This is a genomic window from Pseudomonas sp. C11 (assembly GCF_034683865.1).
Classification (GTDB): Bacteria; Pseudomonadota; Gammaproteobacteria; order Pseudomonadales; family Pseudomonadaceae; genus Aquipseudomonas.
Window position 1 is genome coordinate 19,260 of sequence record NZ_JAWIIP010000013.1, and the last position, 16,366, is coordinate 35,625.

A 16,366-nucleotide genomic window follows, 5' to 3' on the forward strand; every position below is an offset into this window, starting at 1 on the left:
CACCCTGGATTGCGCACCATGCAGCACCCCGCCGAACATTCCCCGCTGGGCAAGTCCAGCCAGTACATTGCCGAGTATAGCCCCGAGTTGCTGTTCCCCATTTCGCGCACCACCAAGTGGGCCGAGCTGGGCCTCGACGGCGCCAACCTGCCGTATCAGGGCGTGGACTACTGGAACTGCTACGAGCTGTCCTGGCTGCTGCCGTCCGGCAAGCCAGTGGTGGCCATCGGCGAGTTCGCCATCCCGGCCGATTCGCCGAACATCATCGAGTCGAAGTCCTTCAAGCTCTACCTCAACTCGCTGAATCAGTCGGCCTTCGCCGCCTGGGACGACGTGCAGGCGACTCTGGTGCGAGACCTCTCGGCAGTGGCCGGCAAACCGGTGGCGGTGCGTCTGCGTTCGTTGAGTGAGGTATCTGCTGAGGGCGTGGCGACACTGCCGGGGCAGTGCATCGATGAGCTGGATATCAGCGTCAGCCAGTACGATCACCCGCAACCCGAACTGCTGCGCTGCGATGCTGAGCGGGTGGTGGAGGAGAGCCTGCACAGCCATCTGCTCAAGTCCAACTGCCCGGTCACTGGCCAGCCGGACTGGGGCAGCTTGGTCGTCGAATATCGCGGTGTCGCTCTGGATCACGCCAGCCTGCTGGCCTATCTGGTGAGCTTCCGCCAGCACGCCGATTTTCACGAGCAGTGCGTGGAGCGCATCTTCCTCGACCTGCAGCGCCTGCTACAGCCGCAGTCGCTGACCGTCTACGCGCGCTACGTGCGCCGCGGCGGGCTGGATATCAACCCTTACCGCAGCACTGAGGCGATCACGCTGGAGAATGGACGCCTGGCCCGGCAGTGATCCATGGAAAATGCCGCTGGACAATGCGGCCATTGTAGGAGCCCCGCACGGGGCGAGGCTTTTCCCGTCAGTTCCGGCCTGGTTCGCGGCGGGGCGCCGCTCCTACACCTTCGATGCGTCGAGGCTTGGCCAGGAGGCATTGGCTAGGCGGCGACATTGGGCTTGAAACGCCAGGTCTGAACCGGAGCAGGGCATTCAGATGCCCATGTTGGCCAGGCTCTGCATGATGTTGCGCAGGGTGCCGGCGAGGGTGGGGTGGCTGGCTTCGAAGCGTTCCACCGCCAGATTGACGCCATCGACCAGCGTCGCGTCGGGCGCTGCCGCCGCTTCGCGTGCCAGTTGCACTTCGATTTCCTGCGTCAGCAGGTAAAGCGAGGCGCGTTCTTCTTCACTGAGCGGCGTGTCCTGAGCCAGGTGTTGCTGGAGGGCTTCCAGTTGCTGCTGCAGGTCGCTTGCTGGCATAGATGTTCTCCTTGTCGAATCGGCATAGGCATTGACCCCCGGCACCGCCGGAAGTTTTCAGCCCGTACCTGAAGGTTAATCCAAGCCCGCCGGCTTTGCCTGATCCCGATCAAGCCCTCAGGGCTTTTCGCCCTTGCTTCTGCGCAGGCCGATGTCGCCCAGGCTCGCCTCGATCTCGCCCAGATGATCGACCACCGAGTGCACGCCAAGGCGGTAAAGATGCAGCGTGGCTTCGGCCCGCAAGCGTTCCTGCTCGTTACTGGCCAGTGCCTGCCAGTCGGCTGCAGCATGGCCGCCCAGCAGGCCACTGATTGCCAGGCCGATCGTCCAGCAGCCCGCATTGAGCCCCGCTTGCAACAGCAGCGGATTACCGCTGACCAGGATGCAGCCATCCAGGCGTTCAACCCCCAACTGGCTCAGCGCCTGCCAGCAGCTGTCCGGCGCCGGCCAGGCCCTGGCTTGGCGCGGCAGCACCGGCATGATCGAGCCCGGTAGCGCCTCGGCCAGGCAGGTGCTGGCGTCCGCAGGCAGGCTGTCGAGCCAGGCGCAGGGTATGCCTTGGGCGGCCAGGGCATCGAGCAAGCGTTCGGCGCCCGGTGTCGGCTCGGCATGTTCACTGGCCACTTCGCTCAACGCTTGCAGCAGCAATTGCAGTTGCTCGGCGGTAGCGGGTCTGCCCAGCGAGGCATTCAGGGCTTGTTGCGGGGTGAGCAGAGGGTCGGTGAGCGTCGCCTCGGGATAGCGGCGCTGCAGGGCGACGGGCAGCGTGCGCGCACCGAAGTCGACCAGGCAGCCGGAAAGCTCGAAGAGTAGGGCGGTCGGAGGGCAGAGCATGGCATCGTCCGTGGCAGTGGCACGATCCAAGTTACTGCGCCTGGATGACCGAAAGATGACGGTCAGATGACGCTGAGCTGGGCACGCAGGTGTTCCGGCAAGGCCACGGACTTGCCGCTGGCATGGTCGATCCACACCAGTTTGCAATAGCCCTCTCCGTACAGGCTGAGAGGATCCTCCCGGGTGCTCAGCCGATGTTCGATCACCAGGCTGCTGCGCCCCACGGCGCCGGCCCTCAACTCGACCACCACGGTTGCGGGATGCACCACGGGTTTCAGGTAAGTGTGCTGGGTCTGCAGGATCACCGGGCCACAAGCGGCACCGCCCATCGCCACTCGAGCCTGTTCGAACCAGGCGACGCGAGCTTCCTCGAGGTACTGCATGTAGAGGATGTTGTTGACATGCCCATAGCTGTCCATGTCGCCCCAGCGAACGGGGATATGCGCGGTATGCAGAAGTGTCTTATCGGTCATCACAAATCTTCGCTATGCTGCCCAACCATGGCGCCTGGCTATATACTACGCGGCCTTCGGCCCGTTGGCGGTGGCCACATTATTCCCTCAAGGAGAGATTTCAATGCATGTGATCGGTGCTCGCTGGATCGCGCGCCTTGGCGGCCTGATGGCCCTCGTTGGTCTGAGCCTGTTGCCTGCGATGAGTCAGGCTGCTTCCGAGGACGATCCGTGGGAAGGCTTCAACCGCCCCATCTTCCGCTTCAACGATACGGTCGACACCTATGCACTGAAGCCGATCGCGCAGGGCTACCGTGCGGTCACTCCGCAGTTCGTCGAAGATGGCGTGCATAACGTATTCGGCAACATCGGCGACGTTGGCAACCTGGCCAACAACCTGCTGCAGGGCAAGCTGCACAACGCCGGCGTCGACACCAGCCGCCTGATCTTCAATACCACCTTCGGCTTGCTGGGCTTCTTCGATGTGGCCAAGCACATGGGCTTGCGCAAGAGCGACGAAGACTTTGGCCAGACCCTTGGCGTCTGGGGGCTCGACAGCGGGCCTTATCTGGTCATCCCGTTCCTTGGCCCCAGCACCGTGCGTGACGCCGCTGGTCGAGTACCGGACAGCTTCCTGACGCCTTATCCGCACATCGATCATGTGCCGACGCGCAACGTCACTCGTGGCGTGCAGGTGGTCGACACCCGTGCCAACCTGTTGCAGGCCGAGCGTCTGATCAGTGGCGATAAGTACATCTTCATCCGCAACGCCTACCTGCAGAGCCGCGAGTTCAAGGTCAAGGATGGTGAAGTCGAAGACGACTTCTGATTCCTGCGGGCATGAAAAAGGCGGCTTTTAGCCGCCTTTTTCGTTGCCATTGGTTTCAGCGCATCGACAGGATGGCCAGCCCCAGCGACTGCCGTCCGTCGTCCAGATCGGTCACGCGCACCACCTCGGCCTCGGCGTCCAGCCCGGACAGCTCGTTGTGGTCGGAGGGAATATGAACGCGCACCTTGTCACCCATCTGCAGGCTGACCTGCGCCTCGACTTGCATGCCGGTACTCGATAGATCCAGGCACATCGCGGGTGTTTCACCACCGGCATGGTGCAGTGTGACAGGGGCCTCCAACCGCATGCGGATGAAGTCGCGCTTCTCGCTGTACGCTCGATCATTCTGACTCATGGACGGCCATCCTCTTCTTGTGATCTATCCCGCGGCCCTTATACCCCCCGCCGATTTACCCTGTAAAGCCGCCTAACGACGACCGGCACCGGCTTGAATCGCTCGGCGGATGGGAGTACCGTCTGCCCCTTGAAATTGCCCTGGCCCCCTTCGTGGCGCTGCGCCACGGCTGCAACCCAATTGCTCCGGCGCAGTTTGCCTGGATTACCCATGCACAAAACCAGTGCCACTTTGCTGATCATCGACGACGACGATGTCGTGCGTGCTAGCCTCGCGGCTTATCTCGAAGACAGCGGTTTCGAGGTGCTGCAGGCCTCCAACGGCTTGCAGGGGCTGGAAGTGTTCCAGCAGTTCCATCCCGACCTGATGATCTGTGACCTGCGCATGCCGCAGGTCGATGGACTCGAGCTGATTCGCCGAATCAATGCCCTGGGTATCGAAGTGCCGGTCATCGTCGTGTCCGGTGCCGGCGTGATGAACGATGCCGTCGAGGCCCTGCGCCTGGGCGCTGCCGACTACCTGATCAAGCCGCTGGAAGACCTTGCCGTGCTCGAGCACTCGGTGCGCCGTGCGCTCGATCGCTATCGTCTGCGCCAGGAAAACCAGCGTTATCGCGAGAAGCTCGAAGCCGCCAACCGCGAACTGCAGGCCAGCCTGCATCTGCTGCAGGAAGACCAGAACGCCGGTCGCCAGGTGCAGATGAACATGCTGCCGGTGACGCCCTGGCAGGTCGATGACCTGAACTTCGCCCACCAGATCATTCCTTCGCTGTACCTATCCGGTGATTTCGTCGATTACTTTCGCATCGACGAGCGTCGCATTGCCTTCTATCTGGCCGATGTCTCCGGGCATGGCGCGTCCTCGGCATTCGTCACCGTGCTGCTCAAGTTCATGACCACGCGCTTGCTCTACGAGTGGCGTCGGGGCGGCACGCTGCCGGAGTTCAAACCGTCGGACGTGCTGGGCCATATCAACCGTGGCCTGATCAATTGCAGGCTGGGCAAGCACGTGACCATGCTCGGTGGCGTGATCGACCAGGAAAGCGGCACGCTGACCTACAGCATTGGCGGGCATCTGCCCTTGCCGGTGTTGTTCGAAAACGGCCAGGCACGTTATCTGGAAGGGCGTGGTTTGCCCGTCGGGCTGTTCGAAGAGGCCGAATATGGCGACGCAGTCATGGCGCTGCCGGAGTCGTTCAGCCTGACCCTGCTGTCCGACGGCATTCTCGATCTGCTGCCAGGTGACACGCTCAAAGCCAAGGAACTGGCGTTGCCACAACTGGTTAGCCAGGCTGGTGGGACGCTCGATGGCTTGCGTCAAGTTCTCGGTCTGGCCAATCTGGGCGAGATGCCGGATGATATCGCCTTGCTGGTGTTGAGCAGGAACCTTGCATGAATCCTGGGATAAGCCCCGGTCGTATCCAATTCGCGGAACAGGACGGCACCTTCGTCCTGAAGTTCGTCGGGGAAGTTCGCCTGACGCTCTGTTCGGCGCTGGATGCCACGATTGAAAAGATTTTCACCGCGTTGAATTTTTCGGCCATCGTCATCGACCTGACCGAAACGCGCAGCATCGACAGCACGACCCTCGGCCTGCTGGCCAAGCTGTCGATCCTCTCGCGGCAAAAGGTCGGCTTGCTGCCGACCGTCGTCACCACCCATGACGACATCACGCGCTTGCTGCAATCCATGGGCTTCGATCAGGTGTTCAACATCGTCGAAGGCCCGGCGCCGTGCCTGGAGTGCCTGGATGACCTGCCTTCGCAGGATCAGTCCGAGGAGGTGGTGCGGGCCAAGGTGCTGGAGGCCCACCGCATTCTCATGGGGCTCAATGACTCCAACCGTGCCGCCTTCCATGATCTGGTCAGTGCTCTGGAACGACACTGATCGACACGCTGAACATGAAACATGAAAAAGGGGCGCCCGCATCAGCGGCGCCCCTTTTTCGTTTCGTGCATCAGGAGCGGCACTGCTGCTCCTGCACATCGGTTCAGGCTTTGGCGGTGAGTAGCGCCTCGAGCTTTTCCTGATCGCGGGCAAACAGGCGGATGCCCTCGGCCAGCTTCTCGGTGGCCATGGCGTCCTCGTTCAGTGCCCAGCGGAAGGCGCTTTCATCGAGGCTCTGGCGTGGCTGGCTGGCAGCGCCGGGGGTCAGTTGGCGGCTCAGGGAGCCATCGTCTTCGGCCAGCTTCTGCAGCAGATCGGGGCTGATGGTCAGGCGGTCGCAACCGGCCAGCGCCTCGATCTGGCCGAGATTACGGAAGCTTGCGCCCATCACCACGGTGTCGTAGCCGTTGGCCTTGTAGTAATCGTAGATGCGGCTGACCGACTGCACGCCAGGATCCTCGGTGCCTGCGAAGTCGCGCCCTTCGGCCTTCTTGTACCAGTCATAGATACGGCCGACGAACGGCGAGATGAGGAAGACGCCGGCGTCGGCGCAGGCCTGCGCCTGGGCAAAGGCGAACAGCAGGGTGAGGTTGGTCTGCACGCCGGCTTTTTCCAGTTGCTCAGCAGCGCGGATGCCTTCCCAGGTCGAAGCGATCTTGATCAGCACGCGCTCACGGCCGATGCCGGCCTGTTCATACAGACCGATCAGGCGTTCGGCGCGGCGCAGCGTGGCCTCGGTGTCGAACGACAAACGTGCGTCGACCTCGGTGGAAATACGCCCGGGGATGACCTTGAGAATCTCCTGACCCACGGCGACGGCGAAGTGGTCGCAGGCCAGGCCCAGATCGCCCTGGCCGGCGCCGACGGCCTGGCTCAGCAAATCCGCGTAGCGGGGCAGGGCAGCCGCCTTGAGTAGCAGCGAAGGGTTGGTGGTGGCATCCACCGGTTGCAGACGGGCGATGGCGTCGAGGTCGCCGGTATCGGCGACTACGGTGGTGAACTGCTTGAGTTGTTCCAGCTTGGAGGTCATGACGTGGCCTTGTCGTTGCAGATTGAGCGACCTTACCCGAGGCGCCGCAGGCGCTCAACGGGTAGGGCATTGACACAAGATTTAGCATTTGCTGATGCGTTTTTTCCTGTCTCGTTCGTCTCTATTCAAGAGATTCGAAAAAAACGCTCGAAGTCGGCGGAGTCCGGCTTTGTTACACAGCCAAGGAGCCTGAACATGTCGACCCAGCACAACCCGTCTCGTTCACTGAACTCTGCCGAGCAGGCTCCGGACAGTCTCCAGTGCCGCGCCTTGCTGCAGGCCGTCGGGCTGCGTTTCAGCTTGCCGCGACAAAAGGTGGTGGAGGCCCTGTACGGCGCTGACGAGGAGGAAGGGATTTCCAGCCGCGAACTGCATCGGCAATTGAATCAGGCCGGCGAGCCGCTTTCCCTGGTGAGCGTGCGTCAGGTGCTGCGGCGCATGGAGGAGGGCGGCATGATCCAGGCGACGGGTCGTAGTCGCTACCGCCTGACCGGTGCTGCTCAGTGCCCGCGCAGCAGTTCGGCGGCCTGATCTAGCAGACCGAGCGGATCCTGAACCTTGTGGATGTCCACTGACAGCAACTGACGGAAGCGTCGCGCGCCAGGAAAACCCTGAGCCAGCCCAAGCACGTGGCGGCTGACGTGATGCAGGGTGCCGCCCTCGCGTAGATGTTGTTCGACGTAGGGCTTGAGGGCGAGCAGGGCGTCCATGCGCGTGATGGGCGGCGTATCTGCCCCGAACAGACGGTTGTCCACCTGGGCCAGGAGGAAGGGGTTGTGGTACGCCTCGCGGCCGAGCATCACACCGTCGAAGGTCTGCAGGTGCTGCTCACATTCCTCCAGCGTCTTGATCCCTCCGTTGAGGACGATCTCCAGATCTGGGAAGTCCTGCTTGAGCTGCGCCGCCACGTCGTAGCGCAGTGGCGGAATCTCGCGGTTTTCCTTGGGCGACAGCCCTTCGAGGATGGCGATGCGGGCATGCACGGTGAAGCTGCGGCAGCCAGCTTCGCGCACCTGGCCGACGAAGTCGCACAGCTCGGCATAGCTGTCGCGGCCGTTGATACCGATGCGGTGCTTGACCGTGATCGGAATATTCACGGCGTCCTGCATGGCCTTCACGCAGTCGGCCACCAGCGCCGGATGGCCCATCAGGCAGGCGCCGATCATGTTGTTCTGCACGCGGTCGCTGGGGCAGCCAACGTTCAGGTTCACCTCGTCATAGCCATGCTCTTCGGCCATCTTCGCGCAGGTCGCCAGATCCTGCGGATTGCTGCCGCCCAGTTGCAAGGCGATGGGGTGTTCGCAGTCGCTGTAGCGCAGGAAACGCTCGCGATCACCGTGAATCAGCGCGCCGGTGGTGACCATCTCGGTGTAGAGCAGGGCATGACGCGAAAGCTGGCGCAGGAAGTAGCGGCAGTGACGATCCGTCCAGTCCATCATCGGCGCCACGGAGAAGCGGCGGGACAGGGATGCGGGCTTGCGAGGATCGAGAGGGTTGTTCATGGTGATGTCATGACGAAGGTTGAGAAACGGCGCGAGAGTCTACCAGCAAAGGGGAGATGCCGGCAGGAATAGGCCGCTGTCGGCCCGTGCCAATGAAGCGCCGTCTTGCGACCAAAGAAGGATGGCGGTCGACGGGCTATGATCGGGAACCTGTATGGGAGTTTCTTGAGCTGCCTCGATGACTGCTTTTGCTCCACCTCGGCACAGCAGACGCATGGACAATGGCGCCGTGCTGCATGTCGTCCAACAACCCTGGGCACGACAGGCCGGCGTGTGTCTGCGTGTGACCGCTGGCAGCCATGACGAGCCTGAGGGCTATCCCGGGCTGGCGCACTTTCTCGAACATCTGCTGTTTCTCGGCAGTCACGACTACCCCGTCGACCAGGGGCTAATGGCGTATGTGCGCCGTTGTGGCGGGCTGGTCAATGCCTCGACGCGCGCCCGACATACCGATTTCCTCTGCCAGGTACCGGCAGCCCGCCTGGCGCCAACCTTGCAACGGTTGCAGAGCCTGCTGGCCAGGCCACTTTTCGAGATAGAGGCCCAGCGCCGCGAGCGTGAGGTGCTCCACGCCGAATACCAGGCGCGCAGCCAGGATGCCGACAGCCGTATCGAGCATGCCCTTGGCCAGGCGTTGGCGGCGGGGCATCGTTGTGCCGATTTCCTCGCTGGCGAGCGCGAAAGCCTGCCGGTGGAGCAGGGGGCTTTTCAGCAGGCCTTGCGGCGCTATCACCGCGGGCACTATCAGGCATGCAACATGAGCCTGGTGCTGGTCGGGCCGCAGCCGGTCGAAGAGCTGCTGGCTCTGGGTGAGGCCTGCCTGCTGGCGATGCCGGTGGTGGAGAGCCCCACGGTTCGACCCTGTGCGTCCTTGCTGCCGTTACGCGCGCCTCGCTTGCTGCTGCAGCAGGCGGATACCGGCTTGATCCTGGGGCAGGCGCTGGAGCTGGACGATCTGGGCCTGGAGCCCGCACTGCAACTGTGGCTGGATGCCTTGCACGATCCGGGGCCAGGTAGCCTGCAAGATCAGCTGCGTCGGGCGGGACTGTGCCAGGGGCTGCAGGCGCGGCTGCTGTATCGCCATCGAGGCCAGCGCTTGTTGCGCATCGATTGTCCGGGGGCTAACGCGCAGGGCGCTGCGGCGTTGCAAGCCGAATGGCTTGCCTGGTTGCAGCGGCTGCGTGGGCATGCCGCCTGGCCCGAGCGGCTGCAGGCCTGGTCGCGACTGCAGGCGCTACGCGGCGATGCGCTGGCACCCTTGGCCCTGGCGCAGCACCTGCAGGATCAGCAGCCAGAAGCAGATGCGAGGGTGCTGTTGGCCTTGGACAAACTGCTGGAGCAGCTTGCCAGCGGTACCGGGCTGATCGAACTGCTGGGCTCGCCGGAGCCACAGCCCAACTGGACCGCGGTCGGGCTCGACTTGCCGTTACTTGCCCTGCCTGCTCAGACATTGCCGCCAGCTCGGCTGCAGAGCACCTTGGCTGACGTGGCGGTTTTGCCATCGCCATCGGCGAACCGGCAATCGCTGCCACAGGTGGCCTTGCGCTGGCATCCGGGCCCTGCCCAGGGTGACCCGGCCGCGCTGTATTGGCGGGCACCTATAGTCGCGGATGACGCATCGCTACCGGCACGCCTGGCCATGCTGCAGGCGCGTATCGCGGAGCAGGCCAGCCTGTGCCAGCGCCATGGCGTCGAGCTGCACCTGCAGGTGGAGCCGGATGCCTGGTCGCTGGCGCTCTCCGGCGCGGGTGAGTGGCTGGCAGCTAGCAGTGCATGCCTGTTGCCGCTGCTGCTGGCGCCTCTGTCGGCCGGTGGAGCGCCCGCGCCATCCGGGCAGCTGCTGCGCCAGTTGCTGCAGCAGCTGCCACTCCTGGGGCAGGGCGAGACAGCCAGTTGCCTGCAAGGCTTGGGGGTTGGCCTGGACGGGGCCGCGCAGCGCCAGGTCGAGGCGCTGTTCGTGCAGGTCGATGCGCTGGCGGATGCCGGTATGCCGATACCACTGGCGGAGGCTATGCGCTGGCGTGAGCTGGCCTTGCTAGGCGAGGAGTGGGCGCTGTTGCTGTTTTGTCCATTGCCTGTCGCCGATGCCGCGCATGAGGCCGCCTGGCGCCTGCTGGATCAATGTCTGCAGGAAGCCTTCTACCAGCGCCTGCGTGGCGAACTGCAGTTGGGCTACGCGCTGTTTTCCGGCTTTCGCCAGGTGCGCGGGCAGCGCGGGCTACTGTTCGGTGTGCAGTCGCCGCACTGCGAGGCGAGCGGTCTCTTTGCGCATATTCGCCACTTCCTCGAACAGCAGCCGGCGCGCCTGGCCGAGCTGACGCCGACGGCGTTCGCCAGCGCGCGCGCGGCCCTGCAGCAGTCGCTGGAGCTGCCGCGCAGCCATGTCGAATGGGCCGAGCAGCTGTGGCTGGCGCACCGCGCCGGGCTGCCGGCCGATCATCCCCTGCATCTGGTGCAGGCCGTGGCCAGCCTGGATCAGGCGGCCTTGCAGCGCGCCTGTCGCGACCTGCTGCTGGAGCGCGGCTGGCAGGTACTGGCCAGCGTCCCCAGCACCCGCTGAATCCCTGATTTCTCATGTCACCGGCCTGGAGCCGGCGCAGGTGTGTGCCCGTGCATACGACCTTGGATGGCGTCTGCGCCTTCAGACGTACGACCTGCGCCTATGCCACCTTGGTCGCCGGTGGTAGCGCGACCTTGCGCCTGCAACCGGTAGCGGGCCGGTAGCGCAACGCTTGATGCAGGCCGGCTGCCCTGCGCCAAAGCAGCGCAGATCCGCTGCCAAGGCAGCGTATGGCGGGGCTGGACGCCTTCCGATAATCGCCTCCGACACGACTGCCCCGGCGGTCGCCACTCAAGCGGAGAGCGTTATGCACAACAACAAGATCGCCATCACCCGGTTTCTGCCCCTGACCCTGGCCACCACCGTCGCCCTGGCGACCGCTCAGCAGGCCGCCGCCGAGATCGTCCTGTACGACAAGGACGACACCACGTTTTCCACCGATGGCTACGTCAATGCCTTCTACGTCAACAGCGACGTCGACCGTGACGGCGAGCAGTTCGACCGCCGCCAGTCGCGGGTGAAGATGGGCTTTCTGCCCAACTGGATCGGTTTCAACTTCGGCAAGCAGGTCGACGATCTGAAGCTGGGCGCACGGGCTTCGTTCTGGGTGACCATTAACGACAGCGAAACCAACGGCACCGACACCGCCATCGACGTGCGCCAGTTCTATGGCACCGTCGCCAACCCTGAGTGGGGCGAGGTGCTGGTGGGCAAGGACTTCGGCCTGTTCTCGCGCTCCAACATCTTCCTCGACGAACTGCTGGCCGGTTATGGCAACGTGTCCGACACCCTTGGCCTGGTGGATGGCACGGGCGTGTCCTTCGGCAACATCGGCACCGGCTACCCCTATCCGTTCCCGACCTCGCAGATCACCTACCGCAACAACAACCTGGCCGAAGGCCTGCGTGTCGCGGTCGGCATCATGGATCCGGTGGACACCAACGACGACAGCGCCACCGGCAAGGCCTACCAGGAGAACCCGCGCTTCGAGTCGGAAGTCAGTTACCAGTTCGATGTCGGCGGTTCGACCATCTACACCTGGGTCAATGGCGCCTACCAGACCTCGGAGAACACCGACGACACAGTCGATACCGTCACCTCCAAGGGCCTCGGCTATGGCGTGCAGGCCAAGTTCGGCGGCCTGTCGCTGACCGGCTCGGGCTTCCAGGCCAAGGGTATCAACCCGTTCTTCACCAACAACCTGGGCGAGCCGACCTTGCGTGACATCGACAGCGACGGTTATCTGCTGCAGGGCTCCTACACCTGGGGCAAGAACCGCGTGGCGCTGTCCTACGGCAAGACCGAGGACGACGGCAACGGCCTGGGCGTGGCGGCGGACTACGAGACCCGCGGCATCGCCTACTTCCGCACCATCAACGACAACCTCAAGCTGGTCGCCGAGTACAACCAGTACCAGATCGATGCTGCCGAAGGCAGTGGCCTGAACGAAGACACCAATACCCTCGCGCTGGGTGCGGTGGTCAGCTGGTAATCATTGCAATAACGCGGGCCGGGCAGGGGGTGACCTCTGCCCGGCCTTTTCGTTTGTGGCCGTAGGGCGGGTGCAACCCGCCAGAGGGATAACGGCGGGTTTCACCCGCCCTACAGTTGTCGCCTGATTGATCGCGTACTGCTTCGCGAGTACGCCCTACGGAGCGACTACCCAGTACTCAAGTAGCATGGGGCTGCCTGCGCCTGCTTCGTAGAATTTCCCCATGATCAGCAGGTGCATTGGGGCGTGATATGGCCTTGCAACAGTCCGAGGGCGTTCTTCGCGCCGTTTCCAGTACGAAGGACGTGGAGCAGGCCGCTCAGGAACTGGCGCGCCAGTTGATCCACCCTTATCTCGGCTTCGTGCTGTTCTTCTGCTCTGCTGAATACGACCTCGAAGGCCTCGGCCAGGCGCTGGAGGCGCACTTCGGCGGGGTGAGCCTGGTCGGCTGCACCAGTGCCGGCGAGATCACCCCACAAGGCTACGGCCGTGGCTGTGTGGTGGCGCTGGGCTTCGACCTGCGCTGCTTCTCCATCGCCAGCGCGCTGATCGACGAGATGGAACGCTTCAACCTGCTCGATGCACAGCATCTGGTCGATGGTCTGGTGAAGGACTGTCGCAGCAACGAGCTGGCCTCGATCAAGGGCCACAGCTTCGCCCTGACCCTGCTCGACGGCCTGTCCAGTCGCGAGGAACTGGTGCTCGGCGCACTCAGTGCGGCACTCGGCAGCATCCCGCACTTCGGCGGCTCGGCTGGCGACGACAATCACCTGACCCATACCCACGTCTACCACGACGGGCGTTTCCACAGCGGGGCAGCGGTGGTGGTGCTGTTCAATACCTGGCTGGACTTCGAGGTGTTCAGCACCCACCACATCCAGCCCAGTGGCGAAAAACTGGTGGTCACCCGCGCCGACAGCGCCAGCCGCCGCGTGTACGAGCTCAATGCCGCGCCGGCTGCGCAGGAGTATGCCGAGCTGATCGGCGTGCCACTCGATGCCCTCGATCACCGGGTGTTCGCCGCTTATCCGCTGGCCGTGCGCATCAGCGATCACTACTACGTGCGCTCGATCCAGCAGGTACACGACGACCTCAGCCTGACCTTCTACTGCGCGGTAGAGAACGGCATCGTCCTCACCGCGATGCGTCCCGGCCCTTTGCTGCCCAACCTGCAGCAGCTGTTCACCGGGCTGGAGCAGCGCCTCGGGCCACTGCTGCTGACCATCGGCTGCGACTGCTTCCTGCGGCGCCTGGAAATCGAGAACGAGGGCGGCGTCGAGCCGGTCGCCGAGCTGCTGCGTCAGCAGCGGGTGATCGGTTTCAACACCTACGGAGAGCAGTTCAATGGCATGCACATCAACCAGACTTTCACCGGTGTCGCCATTGGTCGCCCCGCTGGACGCAGCGAGCGCTGAGGTGCAGGCGCGTTGCGCTGCGCTGGAGCTGGAGAACGCCAAGCTCAAGCGCATCAACGCCGCGCTGATCGAGCGGGTCGAGTCGATCCACTCGCGCGGTGACGATGCCTACGCCGCCTTCCAGCATTCGGTGGTACTGGCCGAGCAGGTGCGTGAGCGCACCGATGCGCTGAATCAGGCGATGGCCGAGCTGAAATCCAGCAACCAGTTGCTCAGTGATGCACGCCTGCGCGCCGAGACCGCCCACCACCACCTCATCGACGCCATCGAAAGCATCTCCGACGCCTTCGTGCTGTTCGACGATCGCCAGCGCATCGTGTTGTTCAACAGCCGTTTCAAAGCGTTGTGGGTACGCAGCCGTGCGCGTATTGCCACCGGTACGCGGCTGGAGGAAATCCGCCGCCTGAGCCGCAGCACCGGCCTGGTGGTCGAGGCGCAACTGGGCAAGGAGGGCGAGCCGAGCCTGCTGCGCCTGCACGACGGTCGCTGGCTGCAGGTCAGCGAGCGGCCGACCCGCGAAGGCGGCCTGGTGATCCTCTATACCGACATCACCGAAGTGAAGCAGAGCGAGGCGCTGCGCCGCGAGCAGGCGCTGGCGCAGAAGTCGCGCCTGCTGCAGCGCGCGGTCGACAACCTGTCGCAAGGCATGGCCATGGTCAATGCCGACGGCGCGTTGGAGCTGTGGAACCACCGTTTCCTCGAACTCTGCGGGCTGGCGCCGATCAACGCCCATCGGCCGTTCGCCGAAGTGATGGCGGAAAGCGAGCTGCAGCCGCTGACCCCGGACAGCCGCGACGCCGCTGGCAAACCGCTGCGCCAGGTGGAGGTGCGCCTGTTCGACGGGCGCATGCTTGAAGTGCGCACCCATCCGCTGCCCACCGGCGGCTTCGTCAACACCTTCACCGACATCACCGAGCGGCATCGCCAGGCCCAGGCGCTGAGCGAGAGCGAGCGCTGGATCCGCCTGATCACCGACCATGTGCCTGCGCTGATCGCCTACCTGTCGGCCGATCTGGTCTATGAGTTCACCAACAAGGTCTACGAGGAATGGTACTGCTGGCCGCGCGGCGCCATGCTCGGCCAGAGCCTGCGCGAAGTGCACAGCGAGGAGCATTGCCAGCGCCTGGAGCCTTACGTCGAGCGCGCCCTGTCCGGCGAGAGCGTGACCTTCGAGTTCGCCGAGACCAACCACAGCGGCCAGGAGCGCTACATGCTGCGCTCCTACGTACCCAACCGCCAGGCCAGCGGCGAGGTGATCGGTATATTCGTACTGATCCGCGATATCACCGAGCGCCGCCGCACCGCCGAGGCCCTGCACCAGGCTTATCAGCACCTGGAGCAACGCGTGCGCGAGCGCACTGCCGAGCTGACCACGGTGAACGAACAACTGCGCCGCGAGATTGACGAGCGCACGCAAATGGAAGCGCGCCTGCGCGAGGCCAAGGGCGAGGCCGAGCAGGCCAACCTGTCCAAGACCAAGTTCCTCGCTGCTGTGAGCCATGACCTGCTGCAGCCGCTCAATGCGGCGCGGTTGTTCACCAGCGCGTTGCTGGAGAAGGACGCGCTCAACGGCTGTGCGCCGCTGGTGCGTAACGTCAGTAATTCGCTGGATGACGTGGAGAGTCTGCTCGGTACGCTGGTCGATATTTCCAAACTGGATGCCGGCGTGATCAAGGCCGATATCGCCCCGTTCGCCGTCAGCGAGCTGCTGCACAATCTCGCCGCCGAATACCACCAGATCGCCCGCAGCGAAGGCTTGCGCCTGGATTACCTGGCCAGCTCGGCGCTGGTGCGCAGCGATGTGCAGTTGCTGGCGCGGATCCTGCGCAATTTCCTCAGCAACGCCATTCGTTATACCGCCAGCGGGCGCATCCTGCTCGGCTGTCGGCGGCGCGGCAATAGCCTGTCCATCGAGGTGTGGGATACCGGCATCGGCATCGCTCAGGACAAGCTCGGCGAGATATTCCAGGAGTTCAAGCGCGGCGATAACGTGCAGCGCAAACAGGATCGCGGACTGGGCCTGGGGCTGGCAATCGTCGACAAGATTGCCGGCATGCTCGGCCATCGTATCCGCGTGGCCTCGCAGCAGGGGCGAGGCTCGATGTTCGCCGTCGAGGTACCGCTGACCCGCCGTGCGCCCAGGGCGCGGCTGGAGCAGGCCAGCGCGCCGCCGTTGCTCGAACGGGTCAGTGGTGCGCGGGTATGGGTACTGGATAACGACGCGGCGATCTGCGCCGGCATGCGCACCCTGCTCGAAGGCTGGGGCTGCCAGGTGATCACCGCGCTTTCCGAAGAAGACCTGGCGCGCCAGGTGGACAACTACCACGCCGAGGCCGACCTGCTGATCGCCGATTACCACCTCGACGACGAGCGTAACGGCGTCGATGCCGTGGCGCAGATCAACGCGCGGCGTAGCGCCGCGCTACCGGCCTTGATGATCACCGCCAACTACAGCAACGAACTCAAGCAGCAGATGCGCGAACTCGGCCACAGCCTGCTGCACAAGCCGGTGCGGCCGATGAAGCTCAAGGCCGCGATGAATCACTTGCTCGAACGCGGCTCACCGCACGCTTAGCAGGCCGTTGAAAAACTACCTGCGTTGGCAATACTGCGTTAAAAACAGCCTCAAAATGCTCATTTACAGCGCGTAAACTGCGCTTTTTCGGCTGTTTTTGCCTTGTCTTGCCTGCCTCGCCTACG

General features: G+C 64.0%; 15 protein-coding genes. 9 read left to right on the forward strand and 6 right to left on the reverse strand.

The window, feature by feature from the left end:
• The first annotated feature begins 18 nt into the window (after positions 1–18).
• Positions 19–849, forward strand: coding sequence for an NADPH-dependent 7-cyano-7-deazaguanine reductase QueF (gene queF, locus VC352_RS19530; RefSeq protein ID WP_322981179.1), 831 nt, complete (start codon positions 19–21; stop codon positions 847–849).
• A 195-nt stretch (positions 850–1,044) separates the two neighbouring features.
• On the opposite strand, the gene VC352_RS19535 is transcribed toward queF, so the two are convergent.
• The 3 genes from VC352_RS19535 to VC352_RS19545 all read right to left on the reverse strand — a co-directional run bounded on the left by VC352_RS19535 (position 1,045) and on the right by VC352_RS19545 (position 2,618).
• On the reverse strand, positions 1,045–1,311 hold the full coding sequence (locus tag VC352_RS19535) for a DUF4404 family protein (RefSeq protein WP_037050680.1): 267 nt from the start codon (positions 1,309–1,311) through the stop codon (positions 1,045–1,047).
• Between the two features lie 117 nt (positions 1,312–1,428).
• Positions 1,429–2,145: an HAD family phosphatase gene (locus tag VC352_RS19540; RefSeq protein WP_322981180.1), complete on the reverse strand. Its 717-nt coding sequence runs from the start codon at positions 2,143–2,145 to the stop codon at positions 1,429–1,431.
• Positions 2,146–2,207: 62 nt separating this feature from the next.
• A complete protein-coding gene (locus VC352_RS19545; protein WP_322981181.1) occupies positions 2,208–2,618 on the reverse strand; it encodes a thioesterase family protein in 411 nt (136 codons plus the stop codon).
• A 103-nt stretch (positions 2,619–2,721) separates the two neighbouring features.
• On the opposite strand from VC352_RS19545, the gene VC352_RS19550 reads away from it, so the two are divergent.
• Positions 2,722–3,426, forward strand: a complete 705-nt coding sequence (locus tag VC352_RS19550) for a VacJ family lipoprotein (RefSeq protein WP_322981182.1) — start codon at positions 2,722–2,724, stop codon at positions 3,424–3,426.
• A 55-nt stretch (positions 3,427–3,481) separates the two neighbouring features.
• Here VC352_RS19550 and VC352_RS19555 read toward each other — a convergent pair whose 3' ends face one another.
• Positions 3,482–3,781: a PilZ domain-containing protein gene (locus tag VC352_RS19555; RefSeq protein WP_322981183.1), complete on the reverse strand. Its 300-nt coding sequence runs from the start codon at positions 3,779–3,781 to the stop codon at positions 3,482–3,484.
• 210 nt (positions 3,782–3,991) lie between these two features.
• Here VC352_RS19555 and rssB point away from each other — a divergent pair, with 210 nt between their 5' ends.
• Positions 3,992–5,176: a two-component system response regulator RssB gene (rssB, locus tag VC352_RS19560; protein ID WP_322981184.1), complete on the forward strand. Its 1,185-nt coding sequence runs from the start codon at positions 3,992–3,994 to the stop codon at positions 5,174–5,176.
• Between the two features lie 8 nt (positions 5,177–5,184).
• Positions 5,185–5,667 carry an anti-sigma factor antagonist RssC gene (rssC, locus tag VC352_RS19565; protein ID WP_322981280.1) on the forward strand — a complete coding sequence of 161 codons (483 nt, stop codon included), beginning with the start codon at positions 5,185–5,187 and terminating at the stop codon, positions 5,665–5,667.
• Positions 5,668–5,770: 103 nt separating this feature from the next.
• Here rssC and tal read toward each other — a convergent pair whose 3' ends face one another.
• Positions 5,771–6,697, reverse strand: a complete 927-nt coding sequence (gene tal / locus VC352_RS19570; protein WP_322981185.1) for a transaldolase — start codon at positions 6,695–6,697, stop codon at positions 5,771–5,773.
• A gap of 195 nt (positions 6,698–6,892) precedes the next feature.
• On the opposite strand from tal, the gene VC352_RS19575 reads away from it, so the two are divergent.
• The gene (locus tag VC352_RS19575; protein ID WP_322981186.1) at positions 6,893–7,228 is read left to right on the forward strand and encodes a transcriptional repressor; all 336 of its coding nucleotides are present in this window, start codon (positions 6,893–6,895) and stop codon (positions 7,226–7,228) included.
• Here VC352_RS19575 and dusA read toward each other — a convergent pair.
• A complete protein-coding gene (dusA, locus tag VC352_RS19580; RefSeq protein ID WP_322981187.1) occupies positions 7,198–8,199 on the reverse strand; it encodes a tRNA dihydrouridine(20/20a) synthase DusA in 1,002 nt (333 codons plus the stop codon). The two genes, VC352_RS19575 and dusA, sit on opposite strands and share 31 nt — an antisense overlap.
• A gap of 214 nt (positions 8,200–8,413) precedes the next feature.
• Here dusA and pqqF point away from each other — a divergent pair, with 214 nt between their 5' ends.
• The 4 genes from pqqF to nahK all read left to right on the forward strand — a co-directional run bounded on the left by pqqF (position 8,414) and on the right by nahK (position 16,241).
• On the forward strand, positions 8,414–10,759 hold the full coding sequence (gene pqqF, locus VC352_RS19585; RefSeq protein WP_322981188.1) for a pyrroloquinoline quinone biosynthesis protein PqqF: 2,346 nt from the start codon (positions 8,414–8,416) through the stop codon (positions 10,757–10,759).
• 307 nt (positions 10,760–11,066) lie between these two features.
• Positions 11,067–12,251 carry a porin gene (locus tag VC352_RS19590; protein WP_322981189.1) on the forward strand — a complete coding sequence of 395 codons (1,185 nt, stop codon included), beginning with the start codon at positions 11,067–11,069 and terminating at the stop codon, positions 12,249–12,251.
• A gap of 251 nt (positions 12,252–12,502) precedes the next feature.
• Positions 12,503–13,666: a nitric oxide-sensing protein NosP gene (gene nosP, locus VC352_RS19595; protein WP_322981190.1), complete on the forward strand. Its 1,164-nt coding sequence runs from the start codon at positions 12,503–12,505 to the stop codon at positions 13,664–13,666.
• A complete protein-coding gene (nahK, locus tag VC352_RS19600) occupies positions 13,596–16,241 on the forward strand; it encodes a hybrid sensor histidine kinase/response regulator NahK/ErcS' (RefSeq protein WP_322981191.1) in 2,646 nt (881 codons plus the stop codon). Before nosP ends, nahK begins: the two co-directional genes overlap by 71 nt.
• Positions 16,242–16,366: the final 125 nt, after the last annotated feature.